Raw genomic sequence first — 14,173 nt, forward strand, 5'->3', positions numbered from 1 at the left:
AGGCCGGTCGGCGGTAGCTTTCGAGGCTGTTCGGGAGCCCCTGCTCAGGCTCGCTATCTCCAGTCCCTTCCGCCTCTTACACCTCTCCGCCGATGGACGGACTCGCAGTCCCCGTACACGGCTTTCGCATCCTGACGGGCAACGCCAATCGCCCGCTGGCCGAAAGCATCGCGAAGACGCTCGACGTGGACCTGTGCAAGGCCACGGTGTCGCGCTTTGCGGACGGTGAGGTCTTCGTGCGGTTGGACGAGAACGTGCGCGGCGCGGACGTGTTCATCGTCCAGCCGACCAGCACGCCGGCCGAGAGTATTATGGAGCTCCTGCTCCTGGTGGACGCCGCCAAGCGCGCCTCCGCCGCCCGCATCACCTGCGTGATGCCCTACTACGGCTACGCCCGGCAGGACCGCAAGGACCAGCCCCGCGTGGCCATCGGCGCCAAGCTGATGGCGAATATGATCGCCCGCGCCGGCGCCGACCGCATCCTCGGGCTGGATTTCCACTTCCATCAGCTCCAGGGCTTCTTCGACATCCCCGTCGACCACCTCTACGCCGCGCCCGTCTTCACCGCACACTACCGGAAGAAGGGCCTCGTCGATCCGGTGGTCGTGGCGCCTGACGTCGGCTCGGCCAAGATGGCCCGCGGCTTCGCCAAGCGCCTCAACGCCTCGCTGGCCATCATCGACAAGCGTCGCCCCGTGGCCAACGTGGCCGAGGTCGTGAACGTCGTCGGTGAAGTCGAGGGCAAGGACTGCTTGCTGGCCGACGATATGATTGACACCGCCGGCACCGTGTCCGAGGCCGCCAAGGCCCTCAAGGACCTCGGCGCCCGCAACATTTACGTGTGCGCGACGCACGCGCTGCTCTCCGGCCCCGCCGTCGAGCGGCTCAGCAACGCGCCGATCACCGAGGTCGCCATCACGGACTCCATCTTGCTGCCCGAGTCCAAGCGCTTCCCCACGCTGACGATCCTGTCGGTGGGTGAGCTGATGGCGAAGGCGATTCGGTTCACGCACAGCGATCAGAGTGTGTCGTCACTCTTTGAATGAAGACTTGAGACGTGAGACTTGAGACGTGAGACTTGAGATGTGAGACGGGGACTTGGGACGTGGGAGCGTCCCGCCGCCGTCTGTTGGTGCAGGACCCATTCGTTAGGCTCGAGACCTCTCACGTCCCACGTCTCAAGTCTCACGTCCGGGAACCCAGGTCGACGCTGGTCCGGATTCGCCGGGAAACCACGTAGCGACCGAAACTTTCGCAGGAATCGTCCCAATGGCTACCGCCAATCTCTCCGCCAAGTCCCGCTCCACCACCGGCAAGGGTGTCGCCCGCAAGCTGCGCGCCGCCGGTGAAGTCCCCGCCGTCATCTACGGGCACGCCCGTGCGCCGCAGCCGCTGGCGCTCAACGCCCACGAGCTCGCGCTGCTCCTCGAGAAGGTGCCCTACCAGAGCACCGTCATCGAGCTCACCCTCGACGGCGGCAATGCCCGCACGCTGATCCGCGAGATCCAGCGCCATCCGTTCAAGAAGCAGATCCTCCACGTCGACTTCCAGGAACTGGTCGCCGGCGAGAAGGTCCACGTGAAGGTTCCGGTCCACCTCGTCGGCACCGCCGACGGCGTGCGCAACGGCGGCGGCCTGATCGACCACATCCTCCACGAGGTGGAGATTATGGTCGACCCCTCCGACATCCCGGGCCATCTCGATGTCGACATCACGTCGCTGACCATCGGCCACTCGATCCACGCCGGCGAGATCGTGCTGCCGGCCGGCATCGAGCTGCTCACGGACGAGGACGCCACGATCTGCGTCTGCGCCGCGCCGAAGGTTGCCGAGGAAGTGGCGGCCCCGGCCGCGGCTGATGCGCCGGCCGAGCCGGAGCTCATCCGCAAGGCCAAGGCCGACGAGGCCGAAGAGGCCAAGTAAGCCGAACCCGCCCGCGATCGCGTCCCGGCGATGAAGGTCATCCTCGGGCTCGGGAATCCCGGGCGGGAGTACGCCGGTACACGCCACAACGTCGGCTGGTGGGTCGTCGACCACCTCGCCGACGTGTGGCAGTTGGATCCCTGGCGCAAGGACGGCGAGGCGATGACCGCCTCGGGCACGGTGGGGCGCGTGAAGGTCCGGCTCGTGAAGCCGCAGACCTTTATGAACCTCTCCGGCCAGGTCCTCAGGCCCTGGCAGCGGCGCCCCTTCTGGGCCGCGGCCACCGACCTGATGGTCGTCGTGGACGAAGTGCAGTTGGAGACCGGCACCTATCGGTTCCGGGCCCGCGGCTCCAGTGGCGGGCATAACGGGCTCAAGAGCATCGAGCAGCAGCTCAAGAGCCAGGAGTACGCGCGGCTGCGGGTGGGCGTGGGCCCCACCGACCCGCAACGGCGCATCGGCGACCTCGCCGAGTATGTGTTGGATCAGTTCGGGAAGGCAGACGCGGAGCAGGTCCGCACGCTGCTGCCGACCTTCGAGGAGGCCCTGCGCCTCTGGACCACCGATGGCATCGAACGCACGATGAACGCGTTCAACCGTTAGGCGTCACCCACCTTCACACCACTCCCCCAATGATCGAGAATCTGACGACGTACGCGCTGGGCATCGGGATTGTCGGGCTCATCGCCTGCGTCCTGACGTACCAGGGCATCGTGCGCCAGTCCGCCGGCTCGCAGACGATGCGCGACCTCGCCGAGCAGATCCAGCTCGGCGCGATGGCCTTCCTCAAGCGCGAGTACACGGTCCTCCTGCCCTTCCTCGCCCTCGTCGCCGTGCTGCTCGGCCTCGCGGTGGGCTGGAACACCGCCATCGCCTACGTGATCGGCGGCCTCTGCTCCGTCGCCGCCGGCTGGGCCGGGATGACCTCGGCCACGCGCGCCAACGTCCGCACGTCGGAAGCGGCACGCGCCAACGGCCAGGCCGCGGCGCTGCGCGTCGCCTTCTCCGGCGGCGCCGTGATGGGCCTCGCCGTCGCCGCCCTCGGCCTCCTCGGCATCACCGCCCTCTTCATGATCCACAAGGGCCTGCTCTTCGGGGATTCCGGCTTCAAGGAGTTCGGCGAGATCATCTCCGGCTTCGCGATGGGCGCCAGCTCGATCGCCCTCTTCGCCCGCGTGGGCGGCGGCATCTACACCAAGGCCGCCGACGTCGGCGCCGACCTCGTCGGCAAGGTCGAGGCCGGCATCCCCGAGGACGACCCGCGCAACCCGGCCACCATCGCCGACAACGTCGGCGACAACGTCGGCGACGTCGCCGGCCTCGGCGCCGATATCTTCGAGTCGTATGTCGGCTCGGTGATCGCCACCGTCGCGCTCGCCGCGACCTCGCTGCTCATCCCCGACGAGAACCGCCTCGCCGCGGTGCTGCTGCCGGTGTCGTTCATCGGCGCCGGCCTCGTCGCCTCGCTCGTCGGCATCCTCGTGATGCGCGTGCTGGCCAAGGGCGACCCCGCCAACGCGCTGCGGATGGTCACCTTCATCTCCGCCGGCCTGTTCCTCGTCTTCGCCTACCTGCTCACCAAGGCGATGCCGCTGGGGATGATGGACAACGAGACCGGGCGCGTCCTGCCGGCGCTCGGACCGTTCTTCGCCGTGCTCGCCGGCACCGTCTCCGGCATCGCCATCGGCCTCGTGACCGAGTACTACACGGCCGCCGGCCCGGTGCGCCGCATCGCCGAGTCCTCCAAGACCGGCCCGGCCACCAACATCATCGCCGGCCTCGCCGTCGGGATGGAGTCCACCATCATCCCCGTGCTGCTCATCTGCGGCGCGATGTACGTCGCCGTGCAGTCGGCCGGCCTCTACGGCGTCGCCGTGGCGGCCGTCGGGATGCTCGCCACCGTCGGCGTCACGATGTCCGTCGACGCCTACGGCCCGATCGCCGACAACGCCGGTGGCATCAGCGAGATGAGCCACCTCGGCCCCGACGTCCGCAAGATCACCGACGGCCTCGACGCCCTCGGCAACACCACCGCCGCCATCGGCAAGGGCTTCGCCATCGGCTCCGCCGCGCTCACCGCGCTGGCGATGTTCTCGGCCTACGCCTCGGCTGTCGGCCTCAATCAGGTCGGCCTGAACCTCGTCGACCCGATGGTCGTCATCGGCCTCTTCATCGGCGGCGTGATGCCGTTCTTCGTCGGCGCGCAGACGATGACCGCCGTCGGTCGCGCGGCGCAGGGAATGGTGGAGGAAGTCCGCCGCCAGTTCCGCGAGATCCCCGGCCTGCTCGAGGGCAAGGAAGGCGTGAAGCCCGACTCCGCCCGCTGCGTGGACATCTCCACGACGGCCGCACTCAAGGAGATGATCATCCCCGGCGTCGCCTCCGTGCTGCTGCCGGTGATCGTCGGCAAGTTCTTCGGCGTGAAGGCCCTCGGCGGCCTGCTCGCCGGCGCGACCGTGACCGGCGTGATGATGGCGCTGTTTATGGCCAATGCCGGCGGCGCCTGGGACAACGCCAAGAAGGCCATCGAAGGCGGCCTGCACGGCGGCAAGGGCTCGGACACGCATAAGGCCGCGGTGGTGGGTGACACCGTGGGCGATCCGTTCAAGGATACGTCGGGACCGGCGATGAACATCCTGATCAAGCTGATGTCGGTGGTGAGCCTCGTGCTGGCGCCGTGGTTTATCGGGTAAGACGTGAGACTTGAGACGTGAGACGTGAGACTTGAGACGTGAGACTTGAGAGGGGGCGGCCAGTGCGGCTGCCCCCTCTCTCGTTCTCGCTCATCTTCTCTCTGCTTCGATTCGCTCAGCTGCGTGCTGCGGTCCTGCGCTTGGAGGGCGATGTTGAGGAGATTCGCTCGCGCACCCTGCGACCGAGGGCGTTCAGCATGGCTTGGATCTCACCGAGCCGCGCTTCAAGCACCGCGAAGGTCTTGAGGTCGATCGCCCCCAAGTCTTTGGCCAGCAGAAGGTGGTATTCGGCCTCTCTGGCGGAGGCGAGCGCGATGGTGAGGTGTCTGTTGAACTGCGCCTGCGAACCGAGGCCTGCGCCCTCGACGATGTTGGCTGGGATGGAGGAAATCGCCCGCCTCAGTTGATGCGCGAGTCCTGGAAACCGGCGCACCATCTGACCCTCGGTAATCGGGTACACGAGGAGCGTGAGAGCGTGCGCCTTCTCCCACACAGCGAGTCTGCGGAAGGGATGCATAGGAGAACACTGTGCTCCGAGGGCGTCACCGGAGCGTCATTCCCTCGCAGGCGATTACCTTTCGTGGCGCCTCTCAGGTCTCAAGTCTCACGTCTCAAGTCCTAATGCTCTCTCTCGGAATCGTCGGCCTCCCCAACGTCGGCAAAAGCAGCCTCTTCAACGCCCTCACCGCCGCCAAGGCCGAAGCCGCAAACTATCCCTTCTGCACCATCGACCCCAACGTCGGCGTCGTGAACGTCCCCGACCCGCGCCTGGAGCGGCTGGCGGAGATCGTGAAGCCGGAGCGTACGGTGCCGGCCGCGGTGCAGTTCGTGGACATCGCCGGCCTCGTGAAGGGCGCGAGCACGGGCGAAGGCCGCGGCAATGCCTTCCTCTCGAACATCCGCGAGACGGACGCGATCGTGCACGTCGTGCGCTGCTTCGACGACGAGGACGTGATCCACGTGGACGGCTCGGTGGACCCGGTGCGCGACCGCGCGACGATCGAGTTCGAACTCGCACTGGCGGACCTCGCGGTGGTGGAGAAGCGGCTCGACAAAGCCAAGCGCGCCGCCAAGACGGGCGACAAGGACGCGGCCGCCGAAGTTTCGTCGCTGGAGAAGGCGCACAAGCCGCTGGCCGACGGGCAGGCGCTCTGGCACGTCTCGCTCACGCCGGAAGACCGCGAGCGCCTGAAGGGCCTGCAGCTGCTCACGCTCAAGCCGATCCTCTACGCCGCCAACGTCACCGACGGCGAGCTCACCGGCGCCGAGGGCGCGCACGTGACGGCGCTGCGCGCCGCGATCGCCGCCGACCACGAGCCGGCGCAGGTGGTGACCTTCTCGGCCAAGATCGAGATGGAACTCGCCGAGCTGCCACCGGCCGACAAGCAGGAGTTCCTCGCCTCACTCGGCATCGAGAGCGCCGGCCTCGACCGGTTGATCCGCGGCGGCTACTCCCTGCTCGGCCTGCAGACCTACTTCACGGCGGGCGAGAAGGAAGTGCGTGCCTGGACGATCAAGCAGGGCGACACGGCGCCGAAGGCGGCGGGTGTGATCCACACGGACTTCGAGAAGGGCTTCATCCGCGCCGAGACGGTGAGCTTCGCGGACTTCGTGGCGCACGGCGGCTGGAAGGGCGCGCGCGAGAAGGGCGTGGCCCGTGCGGAAGGAAAGGAATACGTGATGCAGGACGGCGATGTCGTACTCTTCCGCTTCAACGTGTGAGTACTGGACGGATGACGGATGACGGATGCAAACTGCACCCTATGCATCCGTCATCCGCCCTCCGTCCCATCCTCGTAGCGACCGCACTCGCCGCCTCGAGCACCCTCGCCCTCGCCCAGCGCACTCCCTCCCCCGGCTCGCTCGACGCCGCGCGCGCCGCGGCCCAGCGGACGCCCGGCGACCTGGATGCCACCATCTGGCTCGGGCGCTTCATCGGCTACACCGGCGACTTCGAGCAGGCGGTGCGCATCTACACCGAGGCGCTGGCGACGCGGCCCGACGAGCCCTGGCTGCTGCGGCACCGCGGGCATCGCTACATCTCGATGCGGCAGTTCGACGCGGCGATCGGCGACCTCAGGCGCGCCTACGACCTGACCGTCGGCAAGGCGGACGTGGTGGAACCGGACGGGCAGCCGAACCCGCGCGGCATCCCGACGAGTTCGCTGCAGTCCAACATCCGCTACCACCTCGCCCTCGCGCACTTCCTGCGCTACGAGTTCGCCGAGGCGGCGCGGTATTGGGAGGAGGACGCCCGCGTCGCGCGCAACCTCGACCACCGCGTGGCCGCGACGTATTGGTGGGTGCTCTCACTCGCGCGCCAGCGTGATTCGGAGGCCGTGCAGGCGGCGCTCGCGCCCATCCGCGCGGATTGGGAGATCATCGAGAACGGCAGCTATCACCGCCTGCTGCTGTGGATGAAGGGCGAGATGACGGACGCGGAGCTGCGCGCGACGATGACGACGCCGCTGGAGCGGCAGACCATCGGCAACGGGATGGCGCAGTGGAACCAGGCGCGGGGGCGGCGGCAGTCGGCGGAGGACCTGGTGCGTGAAGTGCTGGCGACGGGCCCCTCGGCGAGCTTCGGCTATCTCGGCGCCGAAGCGCTGGGGCGCGAGCTGGGCATTAGATAGGGGACGGATGACGGAGGACGGATGCTGGACCATCCGTGTAGCATCCGTCCTCCGTCATCCGTCATCCGTCCTCCGTCATCCGTCATCAAACACGTGCATCCGAGGCCCAAACGTGTTAAGTTGCTTGGGTTGACGTGCCTCGCGCGCCCGTTCGTCGGCCTGATGGCGCCTCGCGCCGTGTGACGGCCCATCCTGTCGTGTGCCCCCATTGCGGCGCGCGGCCAAGATCGCCTCTCCACCTGGCTCTCGCGCCTCGGCGCGGAAGTCGCCGCCACGGGAGATTGCACGTCTGGAACCGACGCTGGCATCCCACCACGTCGCACCGGCCCCACGCCGGCGCGACATCCGCGTCCTCGGCACGGACCTCGACGGGACCTTTCTCGCCGGAAGCGACCGCGCCCGCAACGCCCTGATCGCGCATTTCCGCGACCACCCCGAACGGCGCCTGCTCTACGTGACGGGCCGTTCGGCGGCGAGCGTGCGCGCGCTCATCGCCGACGGCCTGCTGCCGCAGCCGGACGCGATGATCTGCGACGTCGGCGCCTTCGTCGTCACCGACGACGCGCCTGACGTGGCCGCCGAGCTGCTGGCCGAGATCCACGCCGCCTGGGGCGACTCGGGGGCACAGGCGCGCGCCGCATTGGCCGGACTCGCGGGCCTCAGGCTGCAGGAGGACTTCGGGCCGTACCGCGTCTCGTACTACTGCAACGATCCACGCATCGCGGCCGAGGCCGCCGCGCGCCTGGCCGACCTCGACTGCGACGTGCTCGCCTCCGGCGGCTGCTACCTCGACGTGCTCCCGCGCGGCATCAACAAGGGCACGACGCTCCGCCGCCTCGTGGCCGAGTGGGGCGCGCCGGGTGAGGCCGTACTCGCCGCCGGCGACAGCGCCAACGACCTCTCGATGTTCCACGCCGGCGTCTGCGCCGTCGCGGTCGGCAACTCCGACGCCGACTTGCTAGCCCAGATGCCGGCTGGCGATCACCTGCTGCGCGCCGATGGGCCCGGCTGCGACGGAATCCTCGAGGCCCTGGACGCCTTTGGCGTGGAGCTCCCCCGTGTCTGAACTTGTCGTCGTCTACCATCGCCAGCCCTTCGAACGCGCCATCGTCGACGGCGTGGAGACGCTGCGCAGTCACCGCAGTCCCAACGGCATCGTGCCGACGCTGCGCGGCTTCTTCCAGCACTTCGACCGCGGCACCTGGCTGGCGTGGACGGAGGTCGAAGCGGCCAAGGCGGGACGCATCGTCTCGCGCGAAGCCATCGCCTTCAGCGGCGAGGCCTACGATGTGGCGCAACTCGGCCTCACGCGCGAGCAGGTCACTTCGTTCTACAAGGTCACGTCCAAGGCGGCCCTGTGGCCGATCCTGCACAGCTTCGTGGATCGCTTTGACTACGACGCCGCCGACTGGGCGACCTTCCGCGAGGTGAACGAGCGCTTCGCCGAGGCCACCTGCGAGGTGGCGGAGCCAGGCGCCGTCGTCTGGCTGCACGACTACAACCTGTGGCTCGCGCCCAAGCTCATCCGCGCGCGGCGCCCGGACCTGCGCCTCGCGTTCTTCCACCACACGCCCTTCCCGGGCAGCGACGTCTTCGGCGTGCTCCCCTGGCGCACCGAGATCACCGAGAGCCTGCTCAGCTGCGACCGGGTGGGCTTCCACGTGCCGCGCTACACCGAGAACTTCGCGACCGTCGCGCGGGCCTTCGCCGGCGCGCGCGTGACCAAGCGCCAACCCGTCGCCGACCGGCTGCAGCCGGACGGCTGGGCGCTGCAGGAGACCTCCGTGGTCACCGAGCTGGAGTGGAACGGTCGCCGCATCCACGTGGACACGGTGCCGCTGGGCGTGAACGTGGACCGCATCACCGAGACCGTCGCGCAGGACGTCACGCAGCGGCGCGCCCGGGAGATCCGCGCCGGCTCGGGCGTCGAGACGCTGTGCTTCGCCGTCAGCCGTGCGGATTACACCAAGGGCACCGTCGAGCTGCTCGACGCCTTCGCGCGGTTGCTGGAGCGCCGCCCCGCGCTCATCGGCCACATCAAGCTCCACGTCGTCTGCGTGCCGCCGGCCCCGGGCATCCGCGTGTACGACGAGATCCAATCGGCCATCGAGCAGCGCGTCGGCAACATCAACGGCCGCTTCGCCACGCTCGACTGGGCGCCGGTGGTGCTCTTCGCGCAGCCCCTGCCCTTCGACGAACTGATGGCCTGGTACCTCGCCAGCGACATCTGCCTCGTGACGGCCCTGCGCGACGGACTCAACCTCGTCGCCAAGGAATTCATCGCCACCAAGCAGGGCCAGGACGGCCGGCTCGTGCTGTCGGAGTTCGCCGGCGCGGCCGTCGAGCTCGACGCGGCGGTGCTCACGCACCCCTACTCGGCGCGTTCGATGGACCGCGCGCTGGACGAGGCGCTGGACCTCTCGCCGGAAGACGAGCGGGCCCGCGCCGCACGGCTCTGGGACGTCACCCGCACGCACGACCTCGCGTGGTGGACGCGCGAGATGCTCGGCCGCCTCGGCATCGCCGACGATGCCGCGGCGACCAAGGCGCCCGCGGCCTAGAAGAACACGAGGACCGTCGCGACGACGGCCGCCGCCACGACCGACGCCCACACGCGGTAGTCGCGCCGCCACGGCGTACCGGGCGCCACCCGCGCGAGGGCCGGCGACCACAGCGTCACGTGGCCGGCCTCCGGCGTCTCACCGCCGCGCCGGGAGGCGGCCACGAGGGCGACGCTGCTCACGACGGCCAAGAGGAAGGCGTTCACCGTGAAGTGCAGCGGCCAGGCGCCGACGCGCGTGGCCACGAAGAGGGCGAGGCCCACCGCGTGGCCGGCGAGCAACGCCGGCATCGCCGCCTGGCGCGTCGCGCCGCGCCAGAGCACCCCGCCGATGAACACCACCGCCACCGGCGGCACCACGTAGGAGAACACCTCCTGCAGGTACGCGAAGATGCCCGGGAAGCGCGCGATCATCGGCGCCCAGGCGATCGCGAACACCATAAAGCCCAGCGTCGTCAACCGCGCGACGCGCAGCAGTCGCGCCGGCGGAAGCCCCCGCTCGTGCAGGGCCGCGAGGTCGTACACGACGATGGCCGAAGCCGCGTTGAGCGCCGAGTCGATCGTCGACATAATCGCCGCCATCACCGCGGCGATCACCAGGCCGCGCAGGCCCACCGGCAGGAGGTCCCGCGCCAGCGTCGGGAACACAGCATCGGCGCGCTCGAGGCCGGGCACGATGCCCAGCGCCATCGCACCCGGCAGGACCATAATGAACAGCGGCAGCACCTTGAGTCCCGCCGCCAACACCGCACCCCAGCGCGCGTGGTCCACCGAGCGCGCCGCGAGGAAGCGCTGCGTGATGTACTGGTTGGTGGTCCAGTAGTAGAGCCCGAGCACCGGCAGGCCGAGCAACAGGCCGGGCCACGGCAGGTTGGGGTCGTTGGCGGGGAGCACCAAGTGCAGGTGGTCGTCCGGCACCGCGGCCCGCACCGCCGACCACGAGAAGTCATAGTGCCCGAAGGCGGCCCAGGTAATCATCAGCGAGCCGACCAAGAGCACGCCCGCCTGCAGCGCATCGGTGAGCATCACCGCCTTGAGGCCGCCGGCGGCCGTGTACAGCCCGGCGAAGAGTCCCAGCGCGATGAGCGTCGGCCACAGCGGCAGCTGCGGCAGGAACACCGTCAGCACCAGCGCGCCGGCGTAGAGGCTGCCGGCGGTGTCCACCACCACCGAGAGAAAGACCATCACGCCGGCCACGTAGAGGCGGGCGCGGCGTCCGAAGCGCTGCTCCACGTAGTCCGGCAGCGTCAGGATGCGGGCGCGCAGGTACACCGGCACCAGCACCACGGCGGCGAAGAGCAGCACCAGCGCCGCCATCCATTCGTAGCTCGCCACCGCGATGCCGGAGGCGTAGGCGGCGCCGGCGAGGCCGATCAGCGTGGTGCTGGAGATGTTGGACGCGAACAGCGAGGTCCCGACGACCCCGAAGCCGAGCCCGCGTCCAGCAAGAAAGAGCGATTCCGCGTCCTGGGTGCCGCGACCGACTCGCAAGCCAATCCACGCCACCACCACGAGATAGAGGACGGGGAGCACGAGGTCCCAGTGCATCTCAGTGTCCGGGGTGAGGGGGTAGGCAGAGGGTAACCCCTGACGCGCCTGATAGGAACCCTTTCGCCGAACCTCACCCTTGACCCTAAGCTGTGTCCCCACTTAGGTTTCGAGGCTGTCCAATCACATCGCGGGCCCTTCGCCCGCCCCTCCGCCTGTGTCGGCAACCCACGGGTGGCGGAAACGACCAAAGGGAGGATTGCCACATTGTCTCGTGAATACGAGGCGGTGTACATCTTCGATTCTGCACTCGAAGACACCGCCATTGCCGAAAAGATCGAGAAGCATCACGGTCTGCTCGGCCTCGCTGCGCCTGCGACCCTCGATCACTGGGGCCGCCGCCAACTCGCCTACAAGATCAAGAACAAGGAAGCCGGCTACTACGTCGTCGCCCGCTTCTCCGCCGAGGGCAAGGTCCTGCCCGAGTTCGAGCGCGCGCTCAAGCTCGACGAAGGCGTGATCCGCTATCTCATTTCGGTGCACGAGCACGAGCTCGGCGCCCCGCCGATGACCGAAGAACAGCTCGCCGCGCGCCGGGAGCGCGATGGCGACGATGACGACGACGAGGAATAGCCAATGCGCCGCAATCGTAAGGTCTGCCCGGTCACCGAGGCCGGCATTCGCTTCATCGACTACAAGGACGAGCGCTTCCTCTCCCGCTTCGTGACGGACACCGGGAAGATCCTCCCGAGCCGCCTCAGCGGAGTGGACGCCCGTCACCAGCGCCAGCTGGCCAAGGCCATCAAGAAGGCCCGCTACCTGGCCCTGTTGCCGTACTCGCGCAGCCAGTCGGCGCAGCAGTAAGCCGACCGGCCGTGACGCAGGAGGAGGGCGCGGCACCGCCGCGCGAGCAAGGCTGGCGGGGCCCACTCCTCGCCTTCCTCGCCCTGCTGTTCCTACCGGGAGCGCCGCCGTTCGCGCTGCTGTTGCCGGTGGACCAGATCCTGCTTCTGCTGGCCCCCACGCTCGCCTTGGGCGCGGTGGTCGGATGGAGACGCGGGGGACGGTTGTCCCTCGCACTCGCCTGGACGGTGTTTGCCGCCTGGGTGCTGTGGGCGCCGGGAGCACAGACGCCGTTCGCGCTGATGGCGCGGGGGTGGGGCGTGATCCTGGCGGCGAGTTTCGCGGCGGTGCAGACGTTGGAGGTGGACTGGACCTTCCTCCCGCGGGCGCTGACGGCGATCCTCGCGGCGCTGGTGCTGGGCACGATGGCGGTCGTGATGACCGATGGCGGCCTGGCGGCGGCGAGTGAGGTGCTGACGGAGGAGTTCGCGCGACGTGGCGAGGAGATGCTCGCCGCCTGGCGCGAGTTCACCTCGCAGCCGCAGTGGCAGGAGCTGGTGAAGGAAAACGCCAGTGCCGACCAACTCGCGCTGCAGGTGGAGCGGCAGTTCACCGCGCTTCCCCCGGTGGCAGTGCGGTTGGCCCCGGCGCTGCTGGCGCTGGAGTCGTTGATGGTCCTCGCGCTGGGATGGGCGCTGTACCATCGCTTTGGACGGGTGCGGCTGGGACCGCCGCTCGCCGCCCTGCGGGACCTGCGGTTTCACGACGCCTTCGTCTGGGGGCTGATTGGGGGGCTGCTGGTGCTGGTGGTCCCGATGCCGGCGGCCGTCACGGCGCTCGGCCTCAACGCGCTCGTGTTCTTCAGTGCCTTGTTCGCGCTTCGCGGGCTCGGCGTGATGGTGTGGTTCTTGGCTCCAGGCCGATGGATGGCCATCGTCTGGTCCCTCGTGTTGGTGATGTTCTGGAGTGTCATCGCAGCGGTCGCCCTCGTCATCGGCGTGGGAGACATCTGGCTCGACTGGCGACGCCGGCCGCGGCCGCAATCCCAACGTTCGGAGTAGATATGGAAGTCATTCTTCGTCAGGCGGTGGACAACCTCGGGCATCCCGGGGACATCGTCGAAGTCTCGTCCGGCTACGCCCGCAACTTCCTGTTGCCGCGTGGCATCGCCTACGAGGCGACCGCCGGCAACAAGAAGCGCATCGCCCAGGAGAAGGAGCGCCTGGAGGCGGCCGAGAACGCCCGCCGCGACGCGGCCTCGGCCATCGCCAAGCGCCTCGAGGAAGTCTCGCTCACCTTCTCTGCCAAGGTCGGCGAGGAAGGCACGCTCTTCGGCTCCGTCACCTCGGCCGACATCCAGCACCAGCTGGAGGCCCAGGGCTTCAAGGAAGTCGAGAAGCGGATGATCGACCTGCACGAGCCGATCAAGGCGCTCGGCGTCTACAAGGTGGCCATCCGCCTGCACGCCGACGTGAAGCCCGAGATCAAGGTCTGGGTCATCAAGGGCTGAGCGCCCGCGCCACACGGCGTCACACGGGGGGCGGACCGTTCGCGGTCCGCCCCTTTCGCGTGCCGCTGGGCGGCCGGCCGGCCCGCTCGCCGGACAGCGGGAACCTTTCCTCCGCCCGCGGGTTCGCAGACACAATGCCGGTGCTACCTTTCGGAATGCCCCCAGCCGCACCCGACACGATGACCGCCGCCCGCCGCGCCGCCGAGATCCTGCTCGACAACAAGGCCCAGGACGTGGTCCTGCTGGACCTGCGTCCGGTCTCGGATATGACCGACTTCTTCATCGTCGCCAGCGGCACCTCGGACACCCACGTGCGCGCCACCGCCGGCCACGTCGTGGACACGCTCAAGAAGGAAGGCCTGCGCGTGCACTCGGTCGAGGGCCTCGAACAAGGCCGCTGGGTGCTCCTGGACTATGTGGACTTCGTCGTGCACGTCTTCCATCCGACGCTGCGCGCCTTCTACCAGCTCGAACGGCTCTGGGGGGATGCCCCGGCCGTGCCCGTCTCCGCCTGAGGCCGACG

At 68.9% G+C, this 14,173-nt stretch carries 15 protein-coding genes; 13 read left to right on the forward strand and 2 right to left on the reverse strand.

The features are described from left to right. The first annotated feature begins 92 nt into the window (after positions 1-92). The 4 genes from KF689_08470 (at position 93) to KF689_08485 (ending at position 4,616) form a co-directional block, all read left to right on the forward strand. Positions 93-1,046 carry a ribose-phosphate pyrophosphokinase gene (locus KF689_08470; protein MBX3133399.1) on the forward strand — a complete coding sequence of 318 codons (954 nt, stop codon included), beginning with the start codon at positions 93-95 and terminating at the stop codon, positions 1,044-1,046. A gap of 223 nt (positions 1,047-1,269) precedes the next feature. Beyond that, the gene (locus KF689_08475) at positions 1,270-1,923 is read left to right on the forward strand and encodes a 50S ribosomal protein L25/general stress protein Ctc (protein ID MBX3133400.1); all 654 of its coding nucleotides are present in this window, start codon (positions 1,270-1,272) and stop codon (positions 1,921-1,923) included. 30 nt (positions 1,924-1,953) lie between these two features. After that, on the forward strand, positions 1,954-2,526 hold the full coding sequence (pth, locus tag KF689_08480) for an aminoacyl-tRNA hydrolase (protein MBX3133401.1): 573 nt from the start codon (positions 1,954-1,956) through the stop codon (positions 2,524-2,526). 29 nt (positions 2,527-2,555) lie between these two features. Continuing rightward, on the forward strand, positions 2,556-4,616 hold the full coding sequence (locus KF689_08485) for a sodium-translocating pyrophosphatase (GenBank protein ID MBX3133402.1): 2,061 nt from the start codon (positions 2,556-2,558) through the stop codon (positions 4,614-4,616). Positions 4,617-4,731: 115 nt separating this feature from the next. On the opposite strand, the gene KF689_08490 is transcribed toward KF689_08485, so the two are convergent. Next, entirely contained in the window at positions 4,732-5,133 is a 402-nt protein-coding gene (locus KF689_08490; GenBank protein ID MBX3133403.1) for a four helix bundle protein, read from the reverse strand. Between the two features lie 104 nt (positions 5,134-5,237). Between KF689_08490 and ychF the strand changes: the two genes are divergently transcribed. The 4 genes from ychF (at position 5,238) to ggpS (ending at position 9,810) form a co-directional block, all read left to right on the forward strand. Continuing rightward, positions 5,238-6,338, forward strand: coding sequence for a redox-regulated ATPase YchF (gene ychF, locus KF689_08495; protein ID MBX3133404.1), 1,101 nt, complete (start codon positions 5,238-5,240; stop codon positions 6,336-6,338). A gap of 41 nt (positions 6,339-6,379) precedes the next feature. Further along, entirely contained in the window at positions 6,380-7,249 is an 870-nt protein-coding gene (locus KF689_08500) for a hypothetical protein (protein MBX3133405.1), read from the forward strand. A 199-nt stretch (positions 7,250-7,448) separates the two neighbouring features. Further along, positions 7,449-8,315, forward strand: a complete 867-nt coding sequence (locus tag KF689_08505) for an HAD hydrolase family protein (protein ID MBX3133406.1) — start codon at positions 7,449-7,451, stop codon at positions 8,313-8,315. Next, positions 8,308-9,810: a glucosylglycerol-phosphate synthase gene (gene ggpS, locus KF689_08510; GenBank protein ID MBX3133407.1), complete on the forward strand. Its 1,503-nt coding sequence runs from the start codon at positions 8,308-8,310 to the stop codon at positions 9,808-9,810. Before KF689_08505 ends, ggpS begins: the two co-directional genes overlap by 8 nt. On the opposite strand, the gene KF689_08515 is transcribed toward ggpS, so the two are convergent. Further along, positions 9,807-11,357, reverse strand: a complete 1,551-nt coding sequence (locus KF689_08515) for a sodium/solute symporter (protein MBX3133408.1) — start codon at positions 11,355-11,357, stop codon at positions 9,807-9,809. The two genes, ggpS and KF689_08515, sit on opposite strands and share 4 nt — an antisense overlap. A 207-nt stretch (positions 11,358-11,564) precedes the next feature. Here KF689_08515 and rpsF point away from each other — a divergent pair, with 207 nt between their 5' ends. From rpsF to rsfS, 5 genes are all read left to right on the forward strand, one after another. Continuing rightward, entirely contained in the window at positions 11,565-11,930 is a 366-nt protein-coding gene (rpsF, locus tag KF689_08520) for a 30S ribosomal protein S6 (protein MBX3133409.1), read from the forward strand. 3 nt (positions 11,931-11,933) lie between these two features. Further along, positions 11,934-12,161, forward strand: a complete 228-nt coding sequence (rpsR, locus tag KF689_08525) for a 30S ribosomal protein S18 (GenBank protein MBX3133410.1) — start codon at positions 11,934-11,936, stop codon at positions 12,159-12,161. Positions 12,162-12,172: 11 nt separating this feature from the next. Beyond that, a complete protein-coding gene (locus KF689_08530) occupies positions 12,173-13,201 on the forward strand; it encodes a DUF2232 domain-containing protein (protein MBX3133411.1) in 1,029 nt (342 codons plus the stop codon). 2 nt (positions 13,202-13,203) lie between these two features. Next, entirely contained in the window at positions 13,204-13,650 is a 447-nt protein-coding gene (gene rplI, locus KF689_08535) for a 50S ribosomal protein L9 (GenBank protein ID MBX3133412.1), read from the forward strand. 155 nt (positions 13,651-13,805) lie between these two features. Beyond that, positions 13,806-14,165 carry a ribosome silencing factor gene (gene rsfS, locus KF689_08540; protein ID MBX3133413.1) on the forward strand — a complete coding sequence of 120 codons (360 nt, stop codon included), beginning with the start codon at positions 13,806-13,808 and terminating at the stop codon, positions 14,163-14,165. The last annotated feature ends 8 nt before the right edge of the window (positions 14,166-14,173 follow it).

This window comes from Gemmatimonadaceae bacterium (assembly GCA_019637355.1).
GTDB lineage: Bacteria > Gemmatimonadota > Gemmatimonadetes > Gemmatimonadales > Gemmatimonadaceae > Pseudogemmatithrix.

Excerpts from the sequence above, each read along its gene's own strand:
- KF689_08470 (MBX3133399.1), top strand. The coding sequence starts at position 93 with ATGGACGGACTCGCAGTCCCCGTACACGGCTTTCGCATCCTGACGGGC.
- KF689_08475 (MBX3133400.1), top strand. The coding sequence starts at position 1,270 with ATGGCTACCGCCAATCTCTCCGCCAAGTCCCGCTCCACCACCGGCAAG.
- pth (MBX3133401.1), top strand. The coding sequence starts at position 1,954 with ATGAAGGTCATCCTCGGGCTCGGGAATCCCGGGCGGGAGTACGCCGGT.
- KF689_08485 (MBX3133402.1), top strand. The coding sequence starts at position 2,556 with ATGATCGAGAATCTGACGACGTACGCGCTGGGCATCGGGATTGTCGGG.
- KF689_08490 (MBX3133403.1), bottom strand. The coding sequence starts at position 5,133 with ATGCATCCCTTCCGCAGACTCGCTGTGTGGGAGAAGGCGCACGCTCTC.
- ychF (MBX3133404.1), top strand. The coding sequence starts at position 5,238 with ATGCTCTCTCTCGGAATCGTCGGCCTCCCCAACGTCGGCAAAAGCAGC.
- KF689_08500 (MBX3133405.1), top strand. The coding sequence starts at position 6,380 with ATGCATCCGTCATCCGCCCTCCGTCCCATCCTCGTAGCGACCGCACTC.
- KF689_08515 (MBX3133408.1), bottom strand. The coding sequence starts at position 11,357 with ATGCACTGGGACCTCGTGCTCCCCGTCCTCTATCTCGTGGTGGTGGCG.
- rpsR (MBX3133410.1), top strand. The coding sequence starts at position 11,934 with ATGCGCCGCAATCGTAAGGTCTGCCCGGTCACCGAGGCCGGCATTCGC.
- rplI (MBX3133412.1), top strand. The coding sequence starts at position 13,204 with ATGGAAGTCATTCTTCGTCAGGCGGTGGACAACCTCGGGCATCCCGGG.
- rsfS (MBX3133413.1), top strand. The coding sequence starts at position 13,806 with ATGCCCCCAGCCGCACCCGACACGATGACCGCCGCCCGCCGCGCCGCC.